This window comes from Terriglobales bacterium, assembly GCA_035454605.1.
GTDB lineage: Bacteria > Acidobacteriota > Terriglobia > Terriglobales > Acidobacteriaceae > DATMAB01.
Genome location: DATIGQ010000081.1, coordinates 49,314 through 74,682, shown reverse-complemented (window position 1 = coordinate 74,682; position 25,369 = coordinate 49,314). Strand labels below are relative to the sequence as shown.

26 protein-coding genes are annotated in these 25,369 nt (G+C 65.3%); 11 read left to right on the top strand and 15 right to left on the bottom strand.

Translation table 11 applies throughout. The annotated features are described in order from the left end of the window. A partial coding sequence (locus VLE48_06075; GenBank protein ID HSA92562.1) for a hypothetical protein occupies positions 1-419 on the top strand: 419 nt, incomplete at its 5' end. A gap of 33 nt (positions 420-452) precedes the next feature. On the opposite strand, the gene VLE48_06070 is transcribed toward VLE48_06075, so the two are convergent. Continuing rightward, entirely contained in the window at positions 453-851 is a 399-nt protein-coding gene (locus VLE48_06070; protein HSA92561.1) for a MerR family transcriptional regulator, read from the bottom strand. Between the two features lie 361 nt (positions 852-1,212). Here VLE48_06070 and VLE48_06065 point away from each other — a divergent pair, with 361 nt between their 5' ends. The 5 genes from VLE48_06065 (at position 1,213) to VLE48_06045 (ending at position 7,590) form a co-directional block, all read left to right on the top strand. Further along, the gene (locus VLE48_06065; protein ID HSA92560.1) at positions 1,213-2,949 is read left to right on the top strand and encodes a hydantoinase B/oxoprolinase family protein; all 1,737 of its coding nucleotides are present in this window, start codon (positions 1,213-1,215) and stop codon (positions 2,947-2,949) included. 128 nt (positions 2,950-3,077) lie between these two features. Continuing rightward, positions 3,078-4,130, top strand: a complete 1,053-nt coding sequence (gene tdh / locus VLE48_06060; GenBank protein ID HSA92559.1) for an L-threonine 3-dehydrogenase — start codon at positions 3,078-3,080, stop codon at positions 4,128-4,130. Beyond that, the gene (locus VLE48_06055; GenBank protein ID HSA92558.1) at positions 4,127-5,827 is read left to right on the top strand and encodes a hypothetical protein; all 1,701 of its coding nucleotides are present in this window, start codon (positions 4,127-4,129) and stop codon (positions 5,825-5,827) included. Before tdh ends, VLE48_06055 begins: the two co-directional genes overlap by 4 nt. 44 nt (positions 5,828-5,871) lie before the next feature. Then, positions 5,872-7,086: a glycine C-acetyltransferase gene (locus tag VLE48_06050; protein HSA92557.1), complete on the top strand. Its 1,215-nt coding sequence runs from the start codon at positions 5,872-5,874 to the stop codon at positions 7,084-7,086. Between the two features lie 15 nt (positions 7,087-7,101). Next, positions 7,102-7,590, top strand: coding sequence for a DUF2085 domain-containing protein (locus VLE48_06045; GenBank protein ID HSA92556.1), 489 nt, complete (start codon positions 7,102-7,104; stop codon positions 7,588-7,590). 77 nt (positions 7,591-7,667) lie between these two features. Here the strand turns inward: VLE48_06045 and VLE48_06040 are convergent, their stop codons facing one another. The 6 genes from VLE48_06040 to VLE48_06015 all read right to left on the bottom strand — a co-directional run bounded on the left by VLE48_06040 (position 7,668) and on the right by VLE48_06015 (position 13,953). After that, positions 7,668-8,972, bottom strand: a complete 1,305-nt coding sequence (locus VLE48_06040) for a dihydroorotase (protein HSA92555.1) — start codon at positions 8,970-8,972, stop codon at positions 7,668-7,670. A 28-nt stretch (positions 8,973-9,000) separates the two neighbouring features. Further along, a complete protein-coding gene (locus VLE48_06035; GenBank protein HSA92554.1) occupies positions 9,001-9,939 on the bottom strand; it encodes an aspartate carbamoyltransferase catalytic subunit in 939 nt (312 codons plus the stop codon). Next, positions 9,936-10,514 carry a bifunctional pyr operon transcriptional regulator/uracil phosphoribosyltransferase PyrR gene (gene pyrR, locus VLE48_06030; protein HSA92553.1) on the bottom strand — a complete coding sequence of 193 codons (579 nt, stop codon included), beginning with the start codon at positions 10,512-10,514 and terminating at the stop codon, positions 9,936-9,938. The genes VLE48_06035 and pyrR overlap by 4 nt, the downstream gene beginning before the upstream one ends. 175 nt (positions 10,515-10,689) lie before the next feature. Next, the gene (locus VLE48_06025) at positions 10,690-11,118 is read right to left on the bottom strand and encodes a hypothetical protein (GenBank protein HSA92552.1); all 429 of its coding nucleotides are present in this window, start codon (positions 11,116-11,118) and stop codon (positions 10,690-10,692) included. Between the two features lie 283 nt (positions 11,119-11,401). Next, positions 11,402-11,980, bottom strand: a complete 579-nt coding sequence (locus VLE48_06020) for a hypothetical protein (protein ID HSA92551.1) — start codon at positions 11,978-11,980, stop codon at positions 11,402-11,404. A gap of 20 nt (positions 11,981-12,000) precedes the next feature. Beyond that, positions 12,001-13,953: a glycoside hydrolase family 3 protein gene (locus VLE48_06015; GenBank protein ID HSA92550.1), complete on the bottom strand. Its 1,953-nt coding sequence runs from the start codon at positions 13,951-13,953 to the stop codon at positions 12,001-12,003. Positions 13,954-14,161: 208 nt separating this feature from the next. On the opposite strand from VLE48_06015, the gene VLE48_06010 reads away from it, so the two are divergent. Both VLE48_06010 and VLE48_06005 read left to right on the top strand, forming a co-directional pair. Continuing rightward, positions 14,162-14,992 carry a metalloregulator ArsR/SmtB family transcription factor gene (locus VLE48_06010; GenBank protein ID HSA92549.1) on the top strand — a complete coding sequence of 277 codons (831 nt, stop codon included), beginning with the start codon at positions 14,162-14,164 and terminating at the stop codon, positions 14,990-14,992. Positions 14,993-15,045: 53 nt separating this feature from the next. Beyond that, complete coding sequence (locus tag VLE48_06005) at positions 15,046-15,210, top strand: hypothetical protein (GenBank protein ID HSA92548.1); 165 nt, start codon at positions 15,046-15,048, stop codon at positions 15,208-15,210. Positions 15,211-15,246: 36 nt separating this feature from the next. On the opposite strand, the gene miaA is transcribed toward VLE48_06005, so the two are convergent. The 3 genes from miaA to VLE48_05990 form a co-directional block, all read right to left on the bottom strand. Beyond that, positions 15,247-16,209 (bottom strand): tRNA (adenosine(37)-N6)-dimethylallyltransferase MiaA, encoded by a 963-nt coding sequence (gene miaA, locus VLE48_06000; protein ID HSA92547.1) that lies wholly within the window; start codon positions 16,207-16,209, stop codon positions 15,247-15,249. Between the two features lie 107 nt (positions 16,210-16,316). Continuing rightward, on the bottom strand, positions 16,317-17,387 hold the full coding sequence (locus VLE48_05995; GenBank protein ID HSA92546.1) for a TonB family protein: 1,071 nt from the start codon (positions 17,385-17,387) through the stop codon (positions 16,317-16,319). Between the two features lie 244 nt (positions 17,388-17,631). Then, positions 17,632-18,666: a Gfo/Idh/MocA family oxidoreductase gene (locus VLE48_05990; GenBank protein ID HSA92545.1), complete on the bottom strand. Its 1,035-nt coding sequence runs from the start codon at positions 18,664-18,666 to the stop codon at positions 17,632-17,634. Positions 18,667-18,914: 248 nt separating this feature from the next. Here VLE48_05990 and VLE48_05985 point away from each other — a divergent pair, with 248 nt between their 5' ends. Then, positions 18,915-20,354, top strand: coding sequence for a tetratricopeptide repeat protein (locus tag VLE48_05985; GenBank protein HSA92544.1), 1,440 nt, complete (start codon positions 18,915-18,917; stop codon positions 20,352-20,354). Between the two features lie 6 nt (positions 20,355-20,360). On the opposite strand, the gene VLE48_05980 is transcribed toward VLE48_05985, so the two are convergent. From VLE48_05980 to fabZ, 4 genes are all read right to left on the bottom strand, one after another. Beyond that, positions 20,361-20,753, bottom strand: a complete 393-nt coding sequence (locus tag VLE48_05980) for a DinB family protein (GenBank protein HSA92543.1) — start codon at positions 20,751-20,753, stop codon at positions 20,361-20,363. A 145-nt stretch (positions 20,754-20,898) separates the two neighbouring features. Next, on the bottom strand, positions 20,899-21,741 hold the full coding sequence (gene lpxI / locus VLE48_05975) for a UDP-2,3-diacylglucosamine diphosphatase LpxI (GenBank protein ID HSA92542.1): 843 nt from the start codon (positions 21,739-21,741) through the stop codon (positions 20,899-20,901). Positions 21,742-21,749: 8 nt separating this feature from the next. Then, on the bottom strand, positions 21,750-22,547 hold the full coding sequence (lpxA, locus tag VLE48_05970) for an acyl-ACP--UDP-N-acetylglucosamine O-acyltransferase (GenBank protein ID HSA92541.1): 798 nt from the start codon (positions 22,545-22,547) through the stop codon (positions 21,750-21,752). Positions 22,548-22,562: 15 nt separating this feature from the next. Continuing rightward, entirely contained in the window at positions 22,563-23,090 is a 528-nt protein-coding gene (gene fabZ, locus VLE48_05965) for a 3-hydroxyacyl-ACP dehydratase FabZ (GenBank protein HSA92540.1), read from the bottom strand. 185 nt (positions 23,091-23,275) lie between these two features. On the opposite strand from fabZ, the gene VLE48_05960 reads away from it, so the two are divergent. Both VLE48_05960 and tatA read left to right on the top strand, forming a co-directional pair. Next, positions 23,276-24,415, top strand: a complete 1,140-nt coding sequence (locus tag VLE48_05960) for a M20 family metallopeptidase (protein ID HSA92539.1) — start codon at positions 23,276-23,278, stop codon at positions 24,413-24,415. Positions 24,416-24,493: 78 nt separating this feature from the next. Next, positions 24,494-24,658: a twin-arginine translocase TatA/TatE family subunit gene (gene tatA, locus VLE48_05955; GenBank protein HSA92538.1), complete on the top strand. Its 165-nt coding sequence runs from the start codon at positions 24,494-24,496 to the stop codon at positions 24,656-24,658. Between the two features lie 102 nt (positions 24,659-24,760). On the opposite strand, the gene VLE48_05950 is transcribed toward tatA, so the two are convergent. Then, positions 24,761-25,321, bottom strand: coding sequence for a Maf family protein (locus tag VLE48_05950; GenBank protein HSA92537.1), 561 nt, complete (start codon positions 25,319-25,321; stop codon positions 24,761-24,763). Between the last annotated feature and the right edge of the window lie 48 nt (positions 25,322-25,369).

Sequence of the window (25,369 nt, the reverse complement as noted above, 5' to 3'; positions counted from 1 at the left end):
AGACCGATCTCAGCATCCCTGGCCATCCCGAGGTGTTCGTGGTGGGTGACTTGGCCGCCTGCAGGGACGCCGAAGGCAAAATCGTTCCCGGCGTCGCTCCCGCCGCCGTGCAGCAGGGAATGGCTGCCGCCAGGAACATCTGGCGCGACATTCAGAAGAAGCCGCGGGAAAAGTTCGTCTACCTGGACAAAGGATCGCTGGCCACCATCGGGCGCGCCGCCGCCGTTGCCGATCTCCCCGGGCTACGGCTCTCCGGGTGGATTGCCTGGCTGGCCTGGCTGTTCATCCATATCTACTTCCTCATTGGCTTCCGTAACCGCATCCTGGTGATCATCCAGTGGGCCTGGGCCTATTTGACTTTTCAGTGTGGAACACGGCTCATTACCGGCAGGACGGATATCTCGGAAGATGTGCGATAAGGGTGGGCGCTGAGAACTAAGAACTGAGAACCGCTACCGTCTCGCCGCCAGGATTCCCAGGATTTCTTTCAACTCATGCCGCACCTGGCGCAGCTCCTTGGCCACCGGCTTGGGAGGAGCGAAGGGTAGGGCGGCTTGTCCCTTGCTGGCCTTATTCTCGCTGCGCAGGTGCTGGCGGGCGCCGGCGATGGTGAATCCTTCCTCGTAGAGCAGCTTCTTGATGCGCAGCGCCATCTCGACTTCGCGTTTGCGATAGGTCCGCTGGCCGCTGGAGCTCTTGGCGGGCTTGAGTTGCGGAAACTCCGTCTCCCAGAAGCGCAGCACGTAGGCGGGCAGCCTGCACAGGCGGGAGACCTCTCCGATGCGGAAGTAGAGCTTGTCGGGGACCACCACCTCGGGCACAGCGCGCGTTTTGGATTTTTGTCGCGCCATCGGTGGGACTCCCGGATGGTACGTGTGGGCTCTGTGGAGCGTCAATAGCGCGCAAAACAAAACCGCCGCGCGTCCGCGGCGGTCAGGCTTCGGTCACTGGCGGCGGAGCTCGCGCTCCGCGCGCTTACTTCTTTTTCTTCTTCATCATCTTTTTCTTTTTCATCTGGCGGTCATCCTCTCTCCCTTGAGATGGATCGATTCGGCTGATCCTCATCGCTTCGAGCCCCAATTCCTGGGACATTCTCGAAGACCTATGCTTGATATTGGGATAGGTTCATATCAGTGTCAACGTCAAATTCTAGGGCGTAACTGTTTACTTACGCCGCCATCGAAGCGTCTCCGGCGGTACACTCTTTCCCGCATGGCGCGCGACCCCATCGAGCTCGAGGTCTTCAAGAACATCTTCCACTCCATCGCCGAGGAGATGGGAGCGGCTCTGCGCCGCACCGCCTTCTCCCCCAACATCAAGGAACGCCGCGATTATTCCTGCGCCGTGTTCGACGCCGCCGGCCAGGTGCTGGCTATGGGTGACCACATGCCCGTGCACCTGGGTTCCATGCCCATGTCGGTGCGCGCCGCCATCGACGCTTTTCCGCTCGCGCCCGGAGACGTAGCTATGCTCAACGATCCCTTCCGCGGCGGCACCCACCTTCCGGACATCACGCTGGTCGCTCCCGTCTATGTTGGGAGGCTCGCCTCGACCGCCGGAAAATCGCGTCGGCCGGATTTCTACGTGGCCAACCGCGCCCATCACGCCGACGTGGGCGGCGCCTACGCCGGTTCCATGGGCTTGTGCCGCGAGATCTACCAGGAGGGCTTGCGCATCCCGCCGGTCAAACTGGTCCGCCGCGGCGCCATGGACAAAGACGTTTTGGCGCTGCTGCTCGCCAACGTCCGCACGCCCACCGAGCGCGAGGGCGACCTCGGCGCCCAGATCGCCGCCTGCCACACCGGCTCCGCGCGGCTGAAGGACGTCTGCGCACGCTACGGGCTGGCGCGCGTCCGGCGCGCCGCCCGCGACCTCCTTGACTATAGCGCCGAGATAATGCACGCCTTTCTCGGTATTGTTCCACGTGGAACATACCGCGCCGAGGACTTCCTGGACGGCGACGGCGTCAGCGACCGCCCGGTGCGCATCGCCGCGACGGTTACGTTTCATTCCCGCTCGAGGAAGGCCGCGCGCCGCGAGCCGGTGGTCACCGTGGACTTCACCGGCAGCGACCCGCAGGTGGAGGGCAGCGTGAACGCGGTCGAGGCCATCACCTGGTCGGCGTGCTTCTACGTCTTCCGCTGCCTGCTGGAAGAAGACGTGCCGGCGACGGCCGGCCTGATGCGTCCCATTCGCGTGATTGCGCCGGAGGGAACCGTGGTCAACGCGCGGCCGCCGGCGGCGGTGGCCGGCGGCAACGTCGAGACCTCGCAGCGCATCGTTGACGTGCTCTTGCGCGCGCTCGCACAAGCCATGCCCGAGCGCATCCCGGCGGGTTCCTCGGGCACCATGAACAACCTTACCATCGGCGGCATCGACCCGCGCCCGGGTGAGCGCGGAGCGAGCGGTGGCCCGCGCGAGCAGAGCGCGAGGGCGAAGCAGCGCAGGGCTGCGGAGCCCTCAAAGGAAGCCGAGCCCTTCGCGTACTACGAGACCATCGCCGGCGGCATGGGTGCGCGGCCCACCAAGCCCGGCGTCTCCGGCGTCCACACCCACATGACCAACTCGCTCAACACGCCGGCGGAAGCGCTGGAGCACGCTTACCCGTTCCGCGTCACGCGCTACGCGCTGCGCTCGGGCTCGGGCGGCAACGGGCGCTTCCGCGGCGGCGACGGCATCGTGCGCGAGATCGAGGTGCTCACCGACGCCCAAGTCACGTTGCTGGCCGAGCGGCGTTCGCGCGGGCCTTACGGATTGCACGGCGGCGAAGAGGGCGCCCCCGGCCGCGCCTTGGTCATCCGCCTCGACGGTACCCAGGAAGAGATCGGCGGCAAGGTCAGCGTGCGCCTAGCCGCCGGCGAGCGCATCCGCATCGAGTCGCCCGGCGGCGGAGGCTTCGCGCGGAGCGGGCCAAGCTCGCTGAGCCGCGCGCGCAAAGCCAAGACGTGACCATGACGCGCGGGCGGTCACAGTGGCCGCAGCCGTGCGCGTGCTAGAATTTTTCGGTTTGCCGGCTGCCAGCGTCGTTCGCGGAGCGGCGCGGTCGGGGCGTGGCCACATCGCGAAGGGACCCATGAATGCCTGAGACCATGCTGGCGGTAGTGAAGGCCGAGCCCAAGGCGGGCGCGGAGATCCGCGACGTCCGCATTCCCGCGATCGGCCTGCAGGACGTGCTGGTGCGCGTGAAGGTGGCCTCGGTCTGCGGCACCGACCTGCACATCTACAACTGGGACGCCTGGGCGCAACGCCGCATCCATCCGCCGCTGATTCCTGGGCATGAATTCTGCGGAGAAGTAGTCGAGGTCGGCGCGGAGGTCACCGCCGTCAAGCCGGGCGATTTCGTGAGCGCCGAGATGCACGTGGCCTGCGGCAAGTGCCTGCAGTGCCGCACCGGCGACGCGCACATCTGCCAGTTCGTGAAAATCATCGGCGTGGACGCCGACGGCGCCTTCGCCGAGTACGTGCGCATCCCGGAGTCGAACATCTGGAAGATCGATCCCGCCATCCCACCGGAGTACGCCTCCGTGCTGGATCCGCTGGGCAACGCGGTGCACACCGTGCTGGCGGGAGAGATCGCGGCGCGCACCGTCGCCATCACCGGCTGCGGACCGATCGGTTTGTTCGCCATCGCCGTGGCGCGCGCGGTGGGCGCCACCACCGTGTTCGCCATCGAGACCAACACGCATCGCCGCAAGATCGCCGAGAAGATGAAGGCCGACTACGTGCTCGATCCGGCGTCGGAGGATGTCAAGGCGCGAGTCTTCGATTTGACCGACGGTCAGGGCGTGGACGTGGTGCTGGAAATGGCCGGCCATCCCGACGCCATCCGAACCGCCTTCGACATCGTGCGCCGCGGCGGGCGCATCTCGCTGCTCGGTTTGACCAACCGTCCCGTATCGCTGAACTTTTCCGAGGACATCATCTTCAAGGGCATCACCATCCAGGGCATCAATGGGCGGCGCATGTACCAGACCTGGTACCAGATGACCGCGTTGCTCAAAGCCGGCAAGCTGGACCTGCATCCGGTCATCACCGACCGCATGGCCATGAAGGATTTTTCGCGCGGCATGGAGCGATTGAAGACGGGTGAGGCCTCCAAGATTTTGCTCTATCCGAATGGGGTGAAATGAATCGCAAGATTGCTTTCCTGCTTCTGCTGGTTTCCAGCCTGGTTTTCGCTGCCGACCAGAAGGCCACCTTTCCCAACACCGCCGAACTGATCGGCATGGCGGGCCGCTTTGCGCCCACGGACCTGGGAGTGGACGTGTCGCATCTCACGCCGGGCGACCGCGCGGCGCTGGCCAAGCTGATCGAGGCGGCGCGCATCATGGACGCACTGCAGCTCGAACAGCGCTGGGGCGGCAACCCGGATCTCTACAAGAAGCTGCAGAAGGACACCTCCCCGCTGGGGCGCGCGCGCCTGCGCTACTTCTGGATCAACAAGGGGCCGTGGTCGGCGCTCGACGACAACAAGGCGTTCTTACCCGGCGTGCCGCCGAAGAAGCCGCTGGGCGCGAACTTCTATCCCCTGGACGCCACCCGCGAGGAGCTGGAGAAGTGGATGGCCGGCCTGTCGGAGAAGGAGCGTGATCAGGCGCAGTGGTTCTTCACGCTCATCCGCCGCGGGCCGGGAGGGAAGCTGCGCATCGTTCCCTATAGCGAGGCCTACAAGCCCTATCTCGTGAAGGCGGCGAAGCTGCTCCGCGAGGCTGCCGCGCTCACCACTAACGCTTCGCTGAAGAAGTTCCTGAATCTGCGCGCCGATGCCTTTCTCTCCAACGATTACTTCGACAGCGACGTGGCGTGGATGGACCTGGACTCCCCGGTGGATGTCACCATCGGCCCCTATGAGACCTACAACGACGAAACGTTCGGGTACAAGGCCGCGTTCGAGGCCTACGTCTCCATCCGCGATGAGAACGAAACGGAGAAGGTCCGCTTCTTCGCCGGGCACATGCAGGAACTGGAGGACAGCCTGCCCATCCCGGCCGAGCACCGCAATCCCAAGGTGGGGGCGCTGGCGCCGATGGTGGTGGTGAACGAAGTATTCGGCGCGGGCGACGGGAACATGGGAGTACAGACCGCGGCCTACAACCTGCCCAACGACGAGCGCGTGGTACAGCAAAAAGGCGCCAAGCGGATCATGCTGAAGAATATCCAGGAGGCGAAGTTCCAGAAGACGCTGGTGGCTATCTCCAAGGTCGTGCTTCCGCCTCCGGCGCAACCCGATCTGGATTTCGATTCCTTCTTCACGCACATTCTGGCGCATGAGATCACGCATGGCCTGGGTCCGCAGCGGATCAAGGTAGGCGGCCGTGAGACCACGGTGCGCCAGGAACTGAAAGAAGTGTACGGGACCATCGAAGAAGCCAAGGCCGACGTCACCGGCCTCTATGCAGTGCAGCATCTGATGGATCGCGGACTGCTGAAAGGGACGCTGGGCCAGGGCGAGGCCGCCGAACGCCGCCTGTACAACACCTACCTCGCCTCGGCGTTCCGCACGCTGCGGTTCGGGGTAACCGACTCGCACGCCCGAGGCATGGCCATCCAGTTCAATTACCTGCGCGATAAGGGCGCATACATCCTCAACCCGGACGGCACGTTCTCCGTGGACTTTGCGAAAATCAAGGATGCGGTGCGCGACCTGGACCGCGAACTGCTCATGCTCGAAGCGACGGGCGACTACGCCGGCGCCAAGAAGATGATCGAGACCCTGAGCGTGATTCGGCCGGAAATGCAGGCGGCCATGGACAAACTGAAGGACACGCCTACCGACATCGAGCCGGTGTTCGTGACCGCGAACCAGATCGCGCCGCCGGAGCGGTAGAAGCGCAAGAAAGAGGCGCGCGGAGTTGTAAACTATCTGCCGCCATGACGACCGCAACGCGCGCCAATCCTCTTTCCTATCTCACCGACCAGCTCAACGACCTGAAGCAGAAGGGCACGTACTTCCGCCTGCGGGTGCTGGAGGACGAGCAGGCCCCGGTGTGTACGTTCGACGGCAAGCGGGTGATCAACCTGGCCTCGAACAACTACCTGGGCCTGACCACGCACCCCAAGCTGCGTGAAGCCGCGCTCGAAGCTACGCGCAAGTTCGGCGTGGGATCGGGAGCGGTGCGCACCATCGCCGGAACCATGTCCTTACACATGGAACTGGAAGAGAAGATTGCGCGCTTCAAGAACGTCGAGGCCTCGGTAGTGTTCCAGTCCGGATTCACCGCCAACGCAGGGACGGTTTCGGCGGTGCTGGGGCGCGAAGACTTCATCGTCTCCGACGAGCTGAACCACGCCTCCATCATTGACGGGGCACGGCTATCCCGCGCCACCATCAAGGTCTTCCGGCACAAGGACGTCGCCCACGCGGAGGAGCAACTGAAAGAAATCGCCGGACAGCCAGGCCGCAAGCTGCTGATCACCGACGGCGTATTCTCCATGGACGGCGACATCGCACCACTGCCCGCGCTCTGCGACCTGGCGGAGAAGTACGGCGCCATCATGATGGTGGATGACGCGCACGCTTCGGGCGTGCTGGGGCGCAACGGCCGCGGCACCATCGACCACTTCGGCGTGCACGGGCGCGTGGACATTCAGGTGGGTACGCTGTCGAAGGCGATCGGCGCGCTGGGTGGATACGTGTGCGGCACGCGCGACCTGATCGAGTTCCTGTATCACCGCGGGCGGCCGTTCCTCTTCTCGACTTCGCATCCGCCTTCCGTTGCGGCCACCTGCATTGCAGCCTTCGAGGTCCTGGAGCAGGAGCCGGAGCGCATCGAGAAGCTGTGGGAGAACACGCGCTTCTTCAAAAAGGAACTGGGCGTGTTGGGCTTCAACATCGGCGGCGTGAACACGCCGGCCAGTGAGACGCCCATCACGCCGGTCATCGTCGGTGAAGGGCGACTGGCCATGGAGTTCTCGCGCGAGCTGTTTGCCGCGGGCGTAATGGCGACCGGAATCGCCTTTCCGACGGTGCCCGAGGGCAAGGCCCGCATCCGCACCATCGTTACGGCCACGCATACGCGGGAGGAACTGGAGAAGGCGCTGGAGACGTTGGGAAGGGTGGGGAAGAAGCTGGGGATTATTTTGTGATTGGGTGATTTGGTGATGGAAGAGCAGATCCCTCGCCCGCCGCTGCGGGCTCGGGATGACAATCCGCATCCGGTGTTGGTGAGCGCCTTGCCCACTGCACTCGCATCGGCAGGAGTCGGCGCGCCGCTATTGTCACTCGCTGGATTTCCCCTCCTAAGTTTCGCCATTTGGCAGTTCTTCTCGCTGGTGTGTCATCAGGATCCGGCGCGTTCGTTCTGGATCGCGGGCATGCCGGTTGCGGTGTGCGCGCGCTGTCTGGGCATCTACCTGGGAGCTGCCGCAGGCGCGTGGGTCGAGGCCAGCCGGAAGACACTGCTCAGGGCGCTGGCCATCGTGCTTGCAGCCAGCTTGCTGGATTTCGCGGCCGAGATGGCAGGAGTGCACGGCAACTGGCCGCTGGCGCGCTTCGCTTTAGGTGCAATGCTGGGTGGGACGATGGGAGCCCTGGTGGCGAACTCACTGCGCCGCGAGGGCGCAGGTCAAGCAAGCCTGGCCACGGATTAGCACGGATCCATAGCGATACTTCACGCCGGAAGACTCAGGATTTTCCGTATTCGTCTGCGCTAATCCGCGGCTTGTTCTCAGCCCACGCGGTACACGAACTGCCCCTCGACGATGGTGGCCACCACCTTGCCTGTGAGCTGCCAGCCGTCGAAGGGAGTGTTGCGCGCGCGGGAGCGCGATTCGGAGGCGTGGAAAGTCCAGCGGGCCGCGGGATCGAAGACGGTGACGTCGGCTGGGGAGCCGCGGGCCAGGCTGCCGCGTCCTTTCAGGCCGAGCACGCGGGCCGGACCGGTGGAGAGCAACTCGACGATGCGCAGCAGCGGCACGCGCCGCTCCTTGTGCAGGCGCAGCACGGCGAGGCCCAGCGCGGTTTCCAACCCCGTGACGCCAAAGGCGGCGCGCTCGAACTCCACGTCCTTCTCATGCGCGGCGTGGGGCGCGTGATCGGTGGCGATGGCATCCACGGAGCCATCGGCCAGCCCCACCAGCAGCGCTTCGCGGTCATCGGGCGAGCGCAGGGGCGGGTTCATCTTGCAGCGGGTGTCGTACTGGCCGACATTCTCATCCACGAGCGTGAAGTGGTGCGGCGTGACTTCGCAGGTGATGCGGGCGCGATTGCGCCGACCGCGACGTACAGCCTTCAATCCGGCAGCGGTGGAGACGTGAGCTACGTGGAGCCGGGCACCCACCTGATGCGCGAGCTTGACGTCCCGCTCCACGATCTCCGCCTCGGCGGCCACCGGCATGCCGCGCAACCCCAGGCGGAAAGCGGTGGCTCCCTCATGCATGGAGCAGCCCTGGGTCAGGCGAGTGTCTTCGGCGTGTTGAACGACGGGTAGGCCGATCTGGGCGGCGAGCCGCAGCGCTTCGCGCATGAGGTGCTCGTCGAGGATGGGGCGGCCGTCGTCGGTGAAGGCCACGGCGCCAGCCCGCTCCAACGCGCGAAAGTCGGTGAGCCTCTCGCCCTGGCTGCGGACCGTGGCCGCAGCCACCGGAAGGACGTTGACCACAGCGCCGCGTTCCGGGTGGCGCATCCAGGCGGTGATTTCGGGTGAGTCGTTCACCGGAGAGGTATTGGGCATGGCACAGACGGAGGTGAACCCGCCTGCGGCCGCGGCCGCAGTGCCGCTGACGATGGTCTCCTTGTGCGACTGCCCCGGTTCACGCAGGTGCACGTGCAGGTCAATGAATCCGGGTGCGACGATGAGGCCGCGAGCGTTCAGGGTTTCGTCGGCGGAGCCGCGCAGCTTGTTGCGCGGGGCCACCTCGGCCACACGCCCGTCCCGCAGCAGCACATCCATTTCGGCGTCCAGCCGCTGCGACGGGTCCAGGACCCGGCCGCCCTTGATCATTACCGCCGCGGTTTTTTTCTCTCTGACCATCAAACCCTACTTGGCCGCGGCTGATTCTTCATTTCGCTGCTCCCAGGGAGCGCGCCAGGATGGCCATGCGCATGGCGACACCGTTTTGCACCTGCTCGCGGATAGCGGACTGCGAACCGTCGGCCACTTCGCTGGTGAGTTCCATGCCTCGGATCATGGGTCCCGGGTGCATGACCAGGGCATCCCGCCGGGCAAGTTTGAGGCGCTCGGGCGTCAACTGATAGCCAGCGACATAGTCCGCCACCTTGATCGACTGGCCGGCCAGGCGTTCCTTCTGAACGCGCAGCATCATGACCACATCCGCGCCGCGCAACGCGTCTTCCATGTGGCGGGTCACGCGGACTCCGGGAGCGAGGGTGGAGGCCACCTCGGGGGCGAGTTCCGGTGGGCCGCACAGGGTCACCTGGGCAGAGAGCTTGCTCAGCAGGTGAGCATTGGAGCGCGCCACGCGGCTGTGATACACGTCGCCCACAATGGCCACGCGGAGGCCGGAGAGCGATTTCCGGTGGCGCAGCATGGTGAAGGCATCGAGCAGGGCCTGCGAAGGGTGCTCGTGCATGCCATCCCCGGCATTGATGACGGGAATGTCCAGATGGCACGCCAGCAGATACGGCGCTCCAGCCGCGCGATGCCGAATGACGATGGCGTCGGCGCCTGTGGCGCGCAGGGTGTAGCCGGTATCCACCAGCGATTCGCCCTTCTCAATGCTGGAGGACTGGGCGTGAATCACGCTGAGGGTGGCCCCCAACGCCTTGGCCGCAAACTCAAAACTCACCCGGGTGCGGGTGGAAGCTTCATAGAAGAGGAGCGCAATGCGGCGATTGCGCAGCAGGGGACGGGCACGCCCGGGAACCATGCGGCGCGCGAGGCGCAGCAGGAACTGGATCTCCTCCGCCGGCAGGTGTTCTATATCGAGTAGCGAACGCAATCCGCGGCGGAGGGCAACAGGATGACTGTTGGTGTTCACCGCGGCGGCATCTCCACCAGGATGACCTTGTCGGAGCCATCCACCTCGCTGAGGTTGACTTTGACCACCTGTTGGAGCGAGGTTTCGATGCGCCGCCCGATGAAGGCCGCCTCGATAGGCAGCTCGCGATGTCCTCGATCCATCAGCACGCAGAGCTGCACCCGGCGGGGACGGCCGTGATCGAATAGAGCATCCATGGCGGCCCGCGTCGTGCGACCTGTGAACAGCACGTCGTCCACCAGGATGATGTCCATGCCGCCGACGTCGAAGCCGATCTCAGCCTTCTGCACCACGGGCTTGGGAGCCACCTGCGTGAGGTCGTCGCGATAGAGCGCGATGTCCAGGCTGCCCACCGGTGGCTTCACCCGCTCGATGCGCTGAATCAGTTTTCCCAGCCGTTGCGCCAGCGGCACTCCGCGTCGCTTGACTCCCACCAAGCCCAGGTTCTGGACACCGCTGGTTTTCTCCACGATTTCGTGGGCCAGACGGACAAGCGTGCGATCGATCTCAGAGGCAGACATCAGTTGGGTTTCGCGATGCGAGTGGGCGCGGGTTCGCGCGGGCTGGGCGCTCATAAGTGATTGTGAAATCGGTGCGTGCCAAGCGCCTCGGGGGCAGGCGCAAGGGGCAAAATCATACGCGGCCCTTGGCAAGTGTCGCAAGCGGCGGGTCCGCGGGGATGGCGAGCCAGACAGGCCTGGCGGGTGCAGAAATCGGCGATGGCACGGTAACTACATGAAACACATGAACTTATCTCTGCTCACGCCGTCCGAAGAGCGATCCTCCCAAGGCTCCCCCGGCGGCCGCGAACAGAACGAACACGGCCAGAAACACCGCCAGCATGATGGTGATGACTGTGGCCATGCCCTCGGGGGTGGAAATGCGCTCCACCATCTGGCGCACGGCGGGATCGGGGTTGGCGGCAGCGGCCTTCTCCAACTGCTGGCGGAAGGCGGCGCGGAACTGGCGGCCACGCATCACCTGCATGAGGCCGAAAAAGACTACATACACAACGTAGCTCAAGAGGCCGGTGAGAGCTCCCAGACGAAAACCCATGCCGGGGGAGACGTCGGAGTGGGCGCGCTCGCGATAGAGCACCACGGTCAGCGCGCCAGCACCCAGCATCCACAAGCAGCAGCCCAGGCTGACAAAAGGAATGACCGAGAGCACGCCGGCCATGGCGCCGGTCAGTGCCGCCAGGGGAAGCGCGCGCCCCCACTGAATGCGCCCTGGGGCGGTGGCTGGCGCGGGAAGAGTCTCGGGGGAATGGACCTGCGGGGTCGGAACGGTCGATGGAGCAGGTGGCGGTAACGCGGCCTCGGGCGTTGGCGTTACCCGGATCTGCGGCGCGCCGCACTGGCCGCAAAAGGGAACGCCGGCTTCGATGGGCGCTCCACATTGAGGGCAAGGATGTTCCACGAGGCAGTCAAGTTACCGCACGGCAGGGCGGGGCGCAAGGCGGCTACATGGTCTCTCGTTCGCCGCGCAGTTGCACCAGTGCAACTCCGAACTTGGTTCCCTTGCCTTTGGGGTGGACCCCGACCACGCGGAACTTGCTCTTGCTGCCGGCCACCAGCTCGACCTGGTCGTGATCCTTGCCGCGTTCCGGCTTGCAGATCACTTCGTCGCCATCGTCACGGAAATCGATGTTGCCGCGGCACTCTGTTACCTTGCCGTGTTTCGCCAGCTCCTTGCGATAGAACTCTAATACCTGCTGGGGTTCGTCATCGGTCTCAAAGCTGCCGGCGATCACTTTCAATCCGAAGAGCGAGGTCGCGATGGAGACGGTGGCGCGGTCGGGATTGTCTTGGTCGCTCTCGGCTTCGCGCGCGCCGGGATAAGGCGCCAGGCCGACTTGCGCGATATCGAACTTGTCCTTGCGGACCTGGAGCTCGCCCACGGGCGTGGTGATCTCGACGCTCTTGGTCTTTTCGCCTTTCTCGTCCTGCACGGTCATGGTGCACCCGGCCAGCAACAAGACGAACAGCATGACGCCGGAGAGCAGCACCGCCGTGGCCTTGGGGTGGGATTGCGATGTCATAAGAGCGCTCCTTCCTAACATTAGTGGTGGACGGTGGGTGGGGCGACTGCCGCCGCTTGCGGCGGCGGTCCCAGGTCGATGCCGGCGCCGCGAGCCGCTACGCCCGGTATGGTTACCGGAAGGCGGCCACGGACGGGAATCTCGCCGAACAGGGCCTTGACGGCACTGACTTCCGAAGTGGGGACGCCGGAATAGGTGCAGAGATAGTTCGCCAGCACAGGGAAGTCCGCCGCCAGATAAGGGTTACCCAGCGCTACCAGCACCGTACGTTCGCCGGCGCGCTGCAAGAGTTCCTGCATCAGCCGTGCGGGTGCTTCCGCCAGGGAAACCGAGTTGACCGAATGTCCGTTCATCAGCACGCGACGCCCGGCGGTGGGCGTGGCAAATACCGCCGCGACCACGGCAGTGGCCTGTTCCGCCGATTGCAACAGGCGCGGAGAGAGTGCGGCTGCCGTCCGCAAGTCCACGAAGATCACCTCAGCCTGGGGGACGCGGGCGCGAAGCTCGCGCTGCAAGACGCGGCCGTACTCACTGCGCAGGTCGTCCACAAAGATTACGACCAGCAGGCGCGCGCCACTCCCTAGGGTTGAATACGCTGCCGGGCCGGGCGCGGTTCCATCGCTTTCCGGTGCAGAAGCGGGTGCGGTACGGAAACCTTCGGCCCGCAGCGGCAGCAGCGTGCCGTTCGAGCGGACCAGGGTAACGGCCGCATCGGAGATCTCCTGCGCCAGTGCCAGGCTCTGGGGCCGGGCGACAAGGCGCGAGAGCTGGTGGATGTCCACCAGCTTGGCCCGGTCGAGGCCGACCGACGCCTTCAGGCGCAGCAGCTTGCGCACGCTGGCATCAATGCGGTCCTCCGATATCTCGCCGCTGCGAACGGCATCCAGCAGGGCGCGATAGGATGCGTCGATATTCGCGGGTATGGTGATCAGGTCCTGGCCGGCCTTGACGGCATCCACGGCCGCCCGGCCGGGGTCGTGGCCGTTCCCACCTCCGTAAAGGCGCGTGACGGCGCTCATCTCCATGGCATCGGTGACCACGACTCCGTGGAAACCGAGTTGCCCTTTCAGCAGGCCGGTCACTACGGCGGGCGAGGTGGTGGCCACCCGGTCGGTCGCGGAGTCGAGCGCCGGCACCGTGACATGCGCCACCATGATGGAATCGACGCCGGCAGCGATGGCGCGGCGGAACGGCGCCAGTGCCACGCGTTCCAGATGGTCGCGATCGCCAGTGACACTGGCCGCCCCGATGTGGGAGTCGGTCTGGGTGTCGCCGTGTCCCGGAAAATGCTTGGCGGTGGTCAGCAGTCCGCTGTCGCGCGCAGCGCGTATGTAGGCGGTGACAAGGCGGCTTACCTGCTCCGGATCCTCGCCGAAAGCGCGCGTGTTGATGATGGGATTGGAGGGTTCGGAGTTCACGTCCGCCACCGGGAAGAAGTTCCACACTACGCCGAGCGCGCGGGACTCTTCCGCCACCACGCGCGCGAAGGCGTCGACGTATTCGGTGCGCCCGGCGGCGCCGAAGGCCATGGCGTGCGGGAAGGGCGTGGTCCCGTCGAAACGCATGGAGGGGCCGCGCTCGAAGTCGGCGGCGAATATCAGCGGCACGTCGCTTTCGCGTTGCAACTGGTTGGTGAACATGGCCGCCTCGTAGGGCTGGTTGCGGTAGACCATGCCGTTTTCCGAGCGCACGGTGAGCAGGAATCCGCCCACGTGGTAGCGGTCAATGGCGTCGCGCAGGGCCAGGTACTCCGGGCTTTCGAGGTTCAGGAACTGGGCCGGCGCCTTGAGCATGAACAGCTGGCCGACCTTCTCCTCGAGCGACATCTTGCGCAAGGTACGCTCGGCCCACTTTTCGCCGCCGCGAGTGAGCCGCACCGGGGCCGATTGCTGGAACTTGTCGCGCGCAAGCGAAGAGGGGACCAGCAGGAGGAAGAGCAGGGCAGCCAGCCGGACGCGCATCACCGTGAACATAACAGAGAAAAACCGAATCCGTACCGTGTCTCTTTGGTTTCGGGCAAACGTGCGACAGGCAGCAAGGCAAAGCCCAAGGGCCAGGAGCCAAGAACCGGCGCCGAGAAGGGTGGTTTTGCCGGAGAAAATTTTCCCGCAACCGGCTTGACACCGGCGCATCTCATATGTGACCATATGGTCACATATGAGGCAAGCTACGAGAGACGGTTTGACCCCGGTCTGGAAGGCGCTGAGCGACCCGACGCGCCGGCGCCTGCTGGACCTGGTGAAGCTGCGGCCGCGCACGACCGGCGAACTGGCCGCCCGCTTCCGGGTTACGCGCTTCGCAGTCATGAAGCACTTGCGCGTGCTGGAGCGGGCCGGCCTGATCGTGGTACGGCGACGCGGCCGCGAGCGCTGGAACCACCTCAACGCCGTGCCTCTGCAACGCATTTACGAGCGCTGGATCAGTCCGTACGAGGCGCACTGGGCATCGTCCCTCCTGCGGCTGAAGCGCAGCGCCGAACTCGAACAAGGAGAAGAAGCCATGAGTGCAGCAGCCGGAAAAGCGGCGGCGCGGGTAAGCGAAATGCCGGTCGCGCCGCAATCCATCCACATCGAGCAGGAAGTGCACATTGGGGCCCCGCCGAAGCGCGTCTTTGAAGCATTAACGAAGGACATCGCTGCCTGGTGGGGTGCGCCGTACCTGCTCAACCAGAACGCTCGAAGCATCGTGCTAGAGCCGGAGATCGGCGGCCGGCTCTACGAAGTCTGGCAGGAAGGCGACGGCGCCCTGTGGGCCGTGGTAACCGCCATCGAGCGCGACCACAAGCTGACGCTCTCCGGGCCGATGGGAATGAGCGGCGCGGTGAGTGGCGTCATTGGCTACGAACTGGAACCCGATGGCAAAGGAACGCGACTCAAGCTTTCGCACCGCGCCATCGGCGAAGTCACTGAACAGACCCGTGCCAATTACACCGGCGGCTGGAACGACCTGCTTGCCACGCGGCTCAAGGCCTTTGTTGAAACCGGCAAACGCCTGGGCCTGGCCAAGGGGTAGAACTGCGGACGTGGGATGGGCAGGAAGGGCGAATCGGTCATGGGAGTCAGAGAATGAGCGACGACATGCATATCGTTCATGAAATCGATCGGATCGCCCTTCCGCCTCGTCCGCCCGGGGGCTATCTGGCCGAGTACCGCGCCGACCGCGATGACTTCGCGCAGCTTCTCTACCTAGCCTGGGCGGAGATCCTCAATGAGCAGCAACAGCAAACGTGAGCCACAGCCAGGAGACCAAAGCCAAAGGCCGATCGCTTATTGCCTATCGCGAGTTGCCGCCTCAACAATGCGCACGGCTTCGTCTCGCACGCTCCCCTCATCCCCAAACCCGCAGAGCCAGTGCACATCGGGTTCACGACGGAACCAGGTCAACTGGCGTTTTGCGTAATTGCGGTGCGCCTGCTGCGTGGCCCAGACCGCCAGCTTGGGGTCGATTTCACCGCGCAGGAGTTGTACCGCCTGCCGGTAACCGAGTGAACCCAGGGGACGAGCGGCTTCACCGTAGGTCTCGAGCAGGCGGCGGGTTTCTTCCACCAGGCCCTGCTCGAACATGCGTTTCGCGCGCCGGTTGATGCGGGCGTAAAGCGCGTTGCGTTCCGGGTTCAGGCCGATGCGCAACACGCGAAAGCCGGTGAGCGGATCGCGACCCCGGCGCCAGAGGTCGGTCATCTTGCTGCGGGCTTCCAGGCAGACTTCGAGGGCGCGAATCAGCTTGGGTGCGTCGTTAGGGTGGATCTTTTCCGCGGCCGCAGGATCCAGCCGCCGCAGCATGCGGTGCAGATGGGACGAGCCGTGCTTGCGGGCGCTAGCGCGCAGGCGCTCGCGCAGCGCTTCCGAGCGCGGGGGGCCGGGAAACAATCCTTCGAGCAGCGCCCGCAGGTAGAGCCCGGAGCCGCCCGCCACGATGGGCAGATGCCCGCGGCTGCGGATCTCGGCGAGCACGGCACGAGCGCGTCGCGCATAATCGCCGGCGGTGATGTACTCGGTGGGCCCGACCACATCCAGGAGATGATGCGGCGCGCGACGGCGCTCTTCCGCCGACGGCTTGGCCGTGCCGATCTCGAACTCGCGGTAGAACGCGACCGAATCGCAGTTGACGATCTCTCCGTGGAAGCGCTCCGCCAGGGCCGCCGCCAACGCACTCTTGCCGCTGCCCGTGGGTCCGACCACGGCAACCAGCAAGGGGTCGCGCTTTCCTCCGGCTGCTTCAGCGGTCAACGCGCGCCCCACGGGATGCTGCCGCCGTAGCGCAGCAGCACAAAGGCCAGGACGAGCAGAGCGACCAGAATCAACCCGATGGCTTCCCGCCGTTCCGCCTGCATGCCTTACCGCATCTCGTTGCGGCCCGGGTTGTAATAGAAGTGGAAGCGCAGTTCCAGGTAATTGCCGCGGAACTCGGCGGGAAGGGGCGGGAAGGGATTGGAAGCGGTGATGCCGCCCCAAGCGGCGCGGTCCAGCGAGACGTCGCCGGAAGTCTGTGCCAGGCGCATGCCGGCCACACTGCCATCCTTCAGGATAGCGAACTGGATGGAGACTTTGCCGCTCTTCATCAGCGGTGGCCGCGCAGCCTCGGGAACAAGGTTGTACCAGTTCTGGCGCACCGAGAGCAGGACCCGGGAGAGGTAGGGACCGAAGTCCACGCCCATGGTGTCGCTCATGATGTCGAGGTCGCTGCGCACCTTGGCCGGCGACCCTGGCCCCAGGCCGTAGTCGCCCCCGGCGCCCACCGATCCGCCGGCGCCGCCACGGGCCGCAGCGGCCCGCGCCGCCTCTTCGATCGTGGAGCCGGCGGAGCGTCCGGCGCCGAAAACGCCGCTTCCACGCATCATGGGCGGGGTTTGCAGGCTGGCTACCTCAGTTCCCTGCGGAGTCTGGTCAGGACCGGACTGAGCAGGCGGAGCCGCGCCGGCGCCCATCTGGGGCAGGACCGCGGAAGCCGGAGGAACAGGTGGCGCGCTCGCTCCCGGCGGTCCCGGGCGGCGGCTATCGCGCAGCTCGTCCAGTGTTTTCTTGTCCAACACCGGAGCGCGCGAGGTGGCGATGCGGTCCTTGTCGGAGATGATCTTGGTGTCGGGCGGTTTTGCCGGTGGCGTTTGCGAATCGGGCGGAAGCTCGAGGTAGGTGAGTTCCTTGTTGCGCAGCAGATCTTCGGTGGTGGCGACGTTGATGCCGCGCGACTGGGGCAGAAGCGGCGGCAAGAGCACGATGGCCATCATCGCCACCAGATGCGCGATCACCGAGATCAGCATGCCCTCGCGGCGGCGGGCGCGGGTGCGCTCGTCGTCGAGTTCCAGCAGCAGGGCAGGGACTTCGAGGGGGGGCAGCGGCGAGCGGACGGACGGCTCCCGGCTGGTCGCCGTTTCCGAAGGCACCGGGATGATGTAGCGCGTGGCCAAGGGTTGGAGCCTCTTACCCCAGGGGCGAAGCCGTTGCTCGAGCTGCCTGAACGGCACGGTCGCTTCGCGAGTCGGACCTGAAGGTCCGACCTACCGAGCCGTGCCCTTCCGAAGCCGCGAGTTCTATTGTCTCACTCCCGGCGCAGGGCTGCCCGGCGGCAGGGACGGGAGGGAACCGGTTCGCCACCGGGCTTTGCCGACGCTGCCCCATGGTCTGCGCCCGCCTTTTGGCGCGGACGTGGGATCAGCGTCCCTGTCCGGGTACGCCTTCCAGTTGGATGCGGCGGCCGTGCTGGCGGATGACTTCCAGGATTTCCAGGGCCAGGGACAAGGCGCGCCGGCCTTCTTCGAGCGGCACCTGGGGGCGGGAGCGCTCGCGCACGGCGCGCAGGAAGGCGCGCAGCTCGGCGTGCAGGGGTTCCTCGCGAACCACCTCGGGGCGAGCCACCGCAATGCCGGGGTTGGTGAACGGCAGGCCGGTTTCCTCAGCGGGAGCGGTGGCTGCAGCCGCCGGGTCTACGGTGAACACCAGCACGTCCTGCCGGGAATAGTCCACGGAGATGTACTGGTGCGGCTGGAAGAAGCGCAGCTTGCGCACGCGCTCGGTCGAAACGCGACTGGCGGTGAAGTTGGCCACACAGCCGGAATCGAATTCCATGCGCACGTTGGCGATGTCCACCTTGGAGGAAAGAATCGGCAGGCCGACGGCGCGGACCTCCTTCACCGGGGAGCGCACGAAGCTGAGGACAATGTCGAGGTCGTGGATCATCAGGTCGAGGACCACATCCACGTCCAGCGAGCGCGGTGTGAACACGCTGAGCCGGTGCACCTCGAAGAACATGGGCGAGTTCACCAGCGCGGCCGTGGCCCGCACCGCCGGGTTGAAGCGCTCCAGGTGTCCCACCATGCCGATGCGCCCGGTGCGCTGCGCGAGACGGATCAACTCGTCGGCTTCGGCGAGCGACGTGGCCACCGGCTTCTCGATGAGCACATCAATGCCGGCTTCCATCAGCGCCCGCGCCACCTCCAGGTGTGCCACCGTAGGCACGGCGACCGAGGCGGCGTCCACCTCGCCGCGCAACTCTTCCAGTGAGTTGAAGCGGCGCGTGGAGAATTCGGCGGCGACGGCTGCGGCGTGAGAAGGGTTGGAATCGATGATGCCGACGAGTTCGACGTTACCGTCCTGCTCGGCAAGTTCGCGATAGACGCGGGCGTGATTGCGCCCGAAAGCACCTACGCCGACAACGGCGACCCGGGTTTTGGTCGTGCTGGCAGACAAGGGGCCTGATTCTAGCAGGCAAATTTAGCCCACGACCGCGATCCGTGGCTTTTCCCGGCCGGAAAGCGAATTCCTCGCTTTCGCTCGGAATGACAATCGCCAACGGCGTGAGCGACTCTGGGGTCGCCGTTGCCTTTCGTGGTTCCGCCATCACTGCGGCGTGTGCGGCGGCGCTACCATGGACATCCAAGGAAGTGATGCCGGCAATTTCTCGTAGTTCACGTTGGCGGGCCCCCGCGCTGGCGTTGATGGCGGCGCTGATCGCTTCTGCGTGGGCGGCGCCTGGGTACCTCGCGGCGCAAGAACAGAATGAGCCGGCCGCCTCAGCCGAGCAGACACTGAACCGGGTGCGAGCCCTGCATTCCGCGGGGCGCTTCGCTGCGGCAATCGAGCCGCTCGAACGCTACCTGGCCTCGGATTCCCAAAACACCGTGGTGCGGCTGGAGTATGCGCGCACGCTGGCCATCCTGCGGCGATTCCCGGAGGCGGCGCGCGAATACCAGCGGGTGCTGGACGCAGAACCGCAGAACGCAGCCGCGCTGATCGGGACCGCCAAAGTCGCGTCGTGGCAAGGGCAGAACCAGCGGGCACTGGAAACTTACGACCGCGTGCTGGCGCGCAACCCAAGTCTTTATGACGCGCTGGTAGGGAAGGCGTTCGTGCTGCTGTGGATGGGACGGCAGGAGGAAGCGCGCGCGCTGTTCCATCAGGCACAAGACCAGTATCCCAATGATCCAGAAGTGCGCGAGGCGCTGGCCTCCCTGGGAGCGCCGAGGGCGGGATCGGGAAGTCCAGCGCCCGTTCCGGCCGGCGCGGCTAGCGAGAGCCCCAAGCGCCTAGCGGACGACGCCATGAAGTCCGCTGGGAGGGAAAGCGCGAAGCCTGCAACGGTAGAGCCACCGAAACCTGCGAGCGAGTTGCCGGCGACGACCACATTACCTGTTGCGGCTGCTCCGATCGCCGCGGCGGCTCCTGTCGTGAATGCGGGGAAATCGAGCCGCACCGGGGCGGCTGCAAAGGTGAGTCCCGCGCCTGCTGCGGTGACTCGGCTGGAAGCGGGCACCGCACCGAAAGGGTCGCCTCCGGTTGCGCACATCTCGCTGGCGACTGTAGTGCAACTGGCAATGCTGGGCATAGTGGCCGTGGTGGTAGCCGCCATCGCGTACCGCACATTCCGCCTGCGGCTGCCTTTGGCGCCGCTGCCCATCCGGCGGGTTTTCGAATTGCCGCCCAGTTCGCTGATTCCGCACCCGGCTGCGGCGCGCAACGGGAAGGAAGGGTTGCTGGCAGGACGGGTCCTGGTGGTGCATCCGCACGAGGCAGTGCGTGATTTTGCGCGCAAGGTGCTGGCGGGCGCGGGCGCTGAGGTGCTGGCACTGGGGCGCGGCGAGGACGCCGTGGTGCGTCTGGAGAAGTCGCCGTACGACGCCATTGTGGTGAGCGATGAGTTGCCGGCGGGCTGGAGCGGGCGCGAAATCTATCGCTGGCTGGAACGCAACCAGCCGGGCGCGGAACGCAAGTTCGTGCTGGCGCTCAGCGACGAAAGCGACGCCGAGCTGCAAACGTTCCTGGAGGAATCGCGGGCGCTGGCCATCACCGCTCCCTTCGGCGTCAGCGACCTGCTGGCCATGACAAGGCTGGCGATGGGAAGGGCGAGAACGAACGGCGATCTGCGAACGACGAACTGAGAACTGCTACTTCCTTCCTGCCTTCTTCAGTAACGCCATCTGTCCCGCATGGTAGAGGTTGTGTTGCACCAGGCCATGCAGCATGAAGTAGAGCGAGTGTGGCTTGCCCGGTACCTTGCGCCCGAGGCGGGAATCGGGCAGGCGAACGATGGCCCGGTGCAGAGCACGGTGCGCATCGGCGAGCGAAGTCAGGGCTTGCTTCCATGCCGCCGGGCCGGTGTCGGTGACCTTAGGAAAATTTTCCGCAGCGGAGACGCGAATGTTCCGCCCTTCGACCCGGCGTAGGACGGCGCGGTTCCAGGTGGTGACGTGCAGCACCAGTTCCCAGATGGAGTGCGTGTGCCGGACGGGATGAGCGGCGGCGCGTCGCGCGTCGACGCCGGCCAGGACCTGACGCAAGGACGGGCCGTGCCATGCGCGACCGGCGTACGAGCGTTGGAGCTGATCAGCGAGGCGAGCGGTTTCTTTCACACAGACAGTTTCCAGTTTTTAGTTTCGAGTTTCAAGCAAGTCGTTCCAAAACTTCTCGTCCGGCTTAGCAAGACTAGACAGGGTCGGCCTGGATGGCGATGCCGGTGTCGTCGGCGGCGTGGATCATGGCGTCGCCGTCGAGGAGGAGGCATTTGCCGGCGTCGAGGGCGAGGCAGGTGGCGCCGGCGCGGCGCATGGCGTCGAGGGTGGGCAGGCCGACTACCGGGACGTCGAAGCGCATGTCCTGGCCGGGTTTCGCGACTTTCACGACGGTGAGCGAACGCGGCACGGTGGAAGCCGAGCCTTCGAGGCTTTTCATGATTTCGCCGGCGCGCAGGATGGCGGCATCGGTGCCTTCCATGGCCTCGACCGCAACACAGGCGGCGCCGGCCACGACCACCGTCTGTCCGATGTCGTACTGCGTCAGGTGCCGCGCGACGTTGCGACCGTAGGCAATATCGGCAGCTTCCTCGGCGGTGGGCCTGCGTTTGGTGAGCACGCCAGCGGCGGCGAGCAGCGGCTCAAGATAGGCGGTCGAGTCCATCAACACGATGCCTTCATCGGCGAGCACGTTCGCGACGGCCCCAATGATGGCGTCCGTGTTGCGCGAGCGGAGTGAGAGCAGCAGCTTGGCCAGACGCCAGTCCGGCTTGATGGAAGAAAAGATCTGCTTGTGCCGGACCTGACCGGCCATGACGGCGCGAGTGACGCCGGCCTGCTTGAAGGTCTCGATGAGGCGGCTGAGCTCACCCAGCGACAACCAGTGGACGGCGGCGGCGCCGCGCGATTCGATCTCCGGCCAGGTCTCTTCCTTGATGGCGGCTACGACCACCTCGGCGCCGCGAGCGCGGGCGGCCTCCAGCACCAGGAGGGGGAAGCGACCGTTGCCGGCGATCAGACCGAGGCGTTCGGGCATGGCTGCACCTACTTGATCACGCCGCGCTGGGAGCCTTCGATGAAGCGAATAAGCAGGGCGACGTCTTCGCCCAGATCACCTTCGCCCTTGAGCTTCGCAAGGGCCTGGCCGGTATTGAGCTTGGAAGCGAGCAGGACCTTGTACGCGTGGTGAAGTTTGCGGATGCGATCCGGGCTGAAGCCGCGGCGTTCCAAGCCGACCCGGTTGAAGCTGTAAGCGTGAACTTCCCGTTTGGCACTGGTGAGCGAAAAGGGCAGAACATCCTGAGTGATCACGGTGCCCCCGCCGATATAGGCGTGCGTTCCAACGCGCACGAACTGGTGCACCGGGCAGAGGGCTCCTACTACCGCCCAGTCCTCGATGGTGACGTGGCCGGCGAGCGTGGCCGCGTTGGCCAGCATGGCGTGGTCGCCGATGATGCAGTCGTGAGCGATGTGCGCATAAGCCATGATGAGCGTGTGGCTGCCGATGCGGGTGACACCACCACCATCCTTAGTGCCGCGATGGATGGTGACGCACTCGCGGATGGTATTGTGGTCGCCGATTTCCAGGCGCGTTTTCTCGGCGGGTGTGAATTTCAGGTCCTGGGGATCGAGGCCGACCGAAGCGAAGGGGAAGATGCGGTTGTGGCTTCCCATGCGCGTCGGTCCCTGCATGGCGACATGCGAAATGAGTTCGCAGTGCTCGCCCATTACGACTTCCGGTCCGATGACGCAGTAGGGTCCGATGCGGCAGGTGGCGGGAATCACGGCGCCGGGATCGATGATCGCGGTGGGGTGGATGTTGGTTGGAGTCTCGAGTCTCAAGTTCCGGTTTCGAGGCTATCCTTCAGGCGCGCCGGCTTCTTCCGAAGCCTGGGCGCGGCGGCGATCGACCAGCGCACAGCTGACGGTCGCCTCACAGGCCAGTTTGTCGCCGACGTAAGCCTTGCCCTGCATGCGGACGGCGGTGATGCGCCAGGCCACGACCTCGACCTCGATGCGAAGCTGATCACCGGGCAGCACCGGCTTGCGGAAACGGGCGCGCTCGATGCCGGTGAACACCATGAGCTTGTCGTCGCGGTCCTCGACTTCGGTGAGCAGCAGCGCGCCGCCGGCCTGGGCGATGGCTTCCACGATCAGCACGCCCGGCATGATGGGCTGTCCGGGAAAGTGGCCGGCGAAATAGGGCTCGTTCACGCTCACGTTCTTGATGGCCACGATGCGCTGCTTGCGCGTGAGGTCGATGACCCGGTCGATGAGCAGGAAAGGATAGCGGTGCGGCAGGATCTTCTGGATCTCGACGATAGAAAGCGTGGTGCGAGGCTCGGAGAGAGTTTCAGAGAGTTCAGTCTTGGCGTGGTCGGTCATGTAAGTCTGGACGCGGCCAAGCAACCTGCGAGTTGCTCTTCCGCGCCGGGCCACGATTATAGTGGATGCAGGGAAGCAGGGCGCGAAGCGTGCCTGGAGGGAACCGGGTGGTACCCGCGAGGAGAGAAGAATCCCTATAATTTGTTATACTTATATCTATGACTGGAACATCCATAACACATAGTGTGCCCGACCTGCTGCGTTACTTCCAGCAGCGGCAGGCGGAGATAACGCAGACGCTGCGGCGGCTGGTGGAGATGGAGTCGCCCAGCGATGACAAGGCGGCGGCGGACCGCCTGGCCGCTCACCTGGCGGAGACCTTCACGCGCCTGGGAGGGCGGGCGCAGCTGCATCACGCCGAGAAGTTCGGGGACCACGTGGAGGCGGAGTTCACGGGCGGCGCGGGCAAGCCGGTGCTGCTGCTTGGCCACTACGACACGGTGTGGGAGTTGGGCACGCTGGCGAGCATGCCGTTCCGCATCGCGGACGGACGGGCCTACGGGCCAGGCGTGTACGACATGAAGGCGGGCATCACGCTGATGATGTACGCGATCGAAGGGCTGCTGGAGACGCGTGGTTCACTGCCTCGCCCCGTGCGGGTGTTCCTGGTCTCGGACGAGGAAGTGGGTAGCGATTCGTCGCGGGCAATTACGGAACGGCTGGCGAAGGAGTCGGCGGCGGTTCTGGTGTTGGAGCCCGCAACCGGCGCGGGGGGCGCAGTGAAAACGTCACGCAAGGGAGTGGGCGAGTATCGAGTGAAGGTGACCGGCGTGCCGGCACACGCCGGGATCGAGCCACAGAAAGGCGCCAGCGCGATCCATGAGCTGGCCCGGCTGATCGCGAAGATCGAGAAGTTCACGGATTACGAACGCGGCCTGACCGTGAATGTGGGGGTGATCAGCGGCGGAACGCGGACCAACGTGGTAGCGGCCGAGGCCTGGGCAGCGGTGGACGTGCGGGTCTCGCGTATGAGCGATGCGCCGCGCATCGAACGCAAGTTCCGCTCCTTGCGACCCAAGGATGAGCGCTGCAAGTTGGAACTCAGCGGAGGCGTGAATCGTCCGCCCATGGAGCGGACCAAGGGTGTGGAGGCGCTCTACAAACTGGCGTGCGAAGTGGCGGGCGGTCTTGGGGTGGACCTACAGGAATCAGCGACCGGGGGCGGCTCGGACGGCAACTTTACCGCGGCGCTGGGCGTGCCGACACTCGACGGGCTGGGAGGCCTGGGTGAGGGAGCGCATGCCCGGCACGAACAGGTGGTGTTGGATGCGCTGCCGTGGAAGGCGGCGCTAGTGGCCGGCCTGATTTCTTCCATCGAAGGTTAGAGGCCAGGTGCGGGCGCTGGCCGGCTCTTTGACTCAGTGGTTGGGGAAGCCTAGAATCGAGGCAGATTCGGAGGTTCCATGGGCAAAATCGGCATGCCGGAAATCATCCTGCTGCTGGCGTTGGCGCTGCTGATCTTCGGCGCTGGCCGTCTTTCCGAACTGGGCAAAGGACTTGGCGAAGGCATCCGCAACTTCAAGTCAGCCCTGAAGGACGGCGAGAAAGAAGGCGAGAAAAAAAGTTAGGCGGGACTGTTCACGCGCTCCTCACTGTTTCACTCCTCGAACACCTCTACGGGTAGACAGCCAATCTGTGATCTGCGATCGGCGATCTGCGAAGTAAGACCATCAGATCACGCCGTGCCGGCGCAGCATGGCATAGACCAAAGGCACGGGCAATCCCACCACATTGAAGTAGCAGCCCTCGATACCTGAAACCCAGCGCGAAGCCAGGCCCTGAATGGCGTAGGCGCCAGCTTTGTCGAGGGGCTCGCCAGCCGCCACGTAGTCGCGGATTTCGGTTTCCGTTAGTGGTGCGAAGGTGACACGCGTGGTCTGCAGGGCGACATCTTCGAATTCCGGACCCACCAGGCATACGGCGGTGATGACGCTGTGGGTGCGGCCGGAGAGCCGACGCAGCATGCGGCGAGCGTCAGCCGAATCGCGGGGCTTGCCCAGGATCTCCCGACCCACGACCACGATGGTGTCCGCGCCGAGGACGAAATCCTGGGGGCGACGAGCGAACACCCCGGCGGCCTTCTCGCGTGCGAGGCGCTTGGCGAAGGCCAACGGCGATTCGCGCGGCCGAGGGCGCTCAGGCACGTCGGAGGCCTCCACCGTGAAGGCGATTCCGGCATTCCGCAGGAGCTCCTGGCGGCGAGGCGAGGCGGAGACGAGGACGAGAGCCATTCGCCCGCCGATTCTACAAGACCGGCCAATCAGCCACACATACGTTTC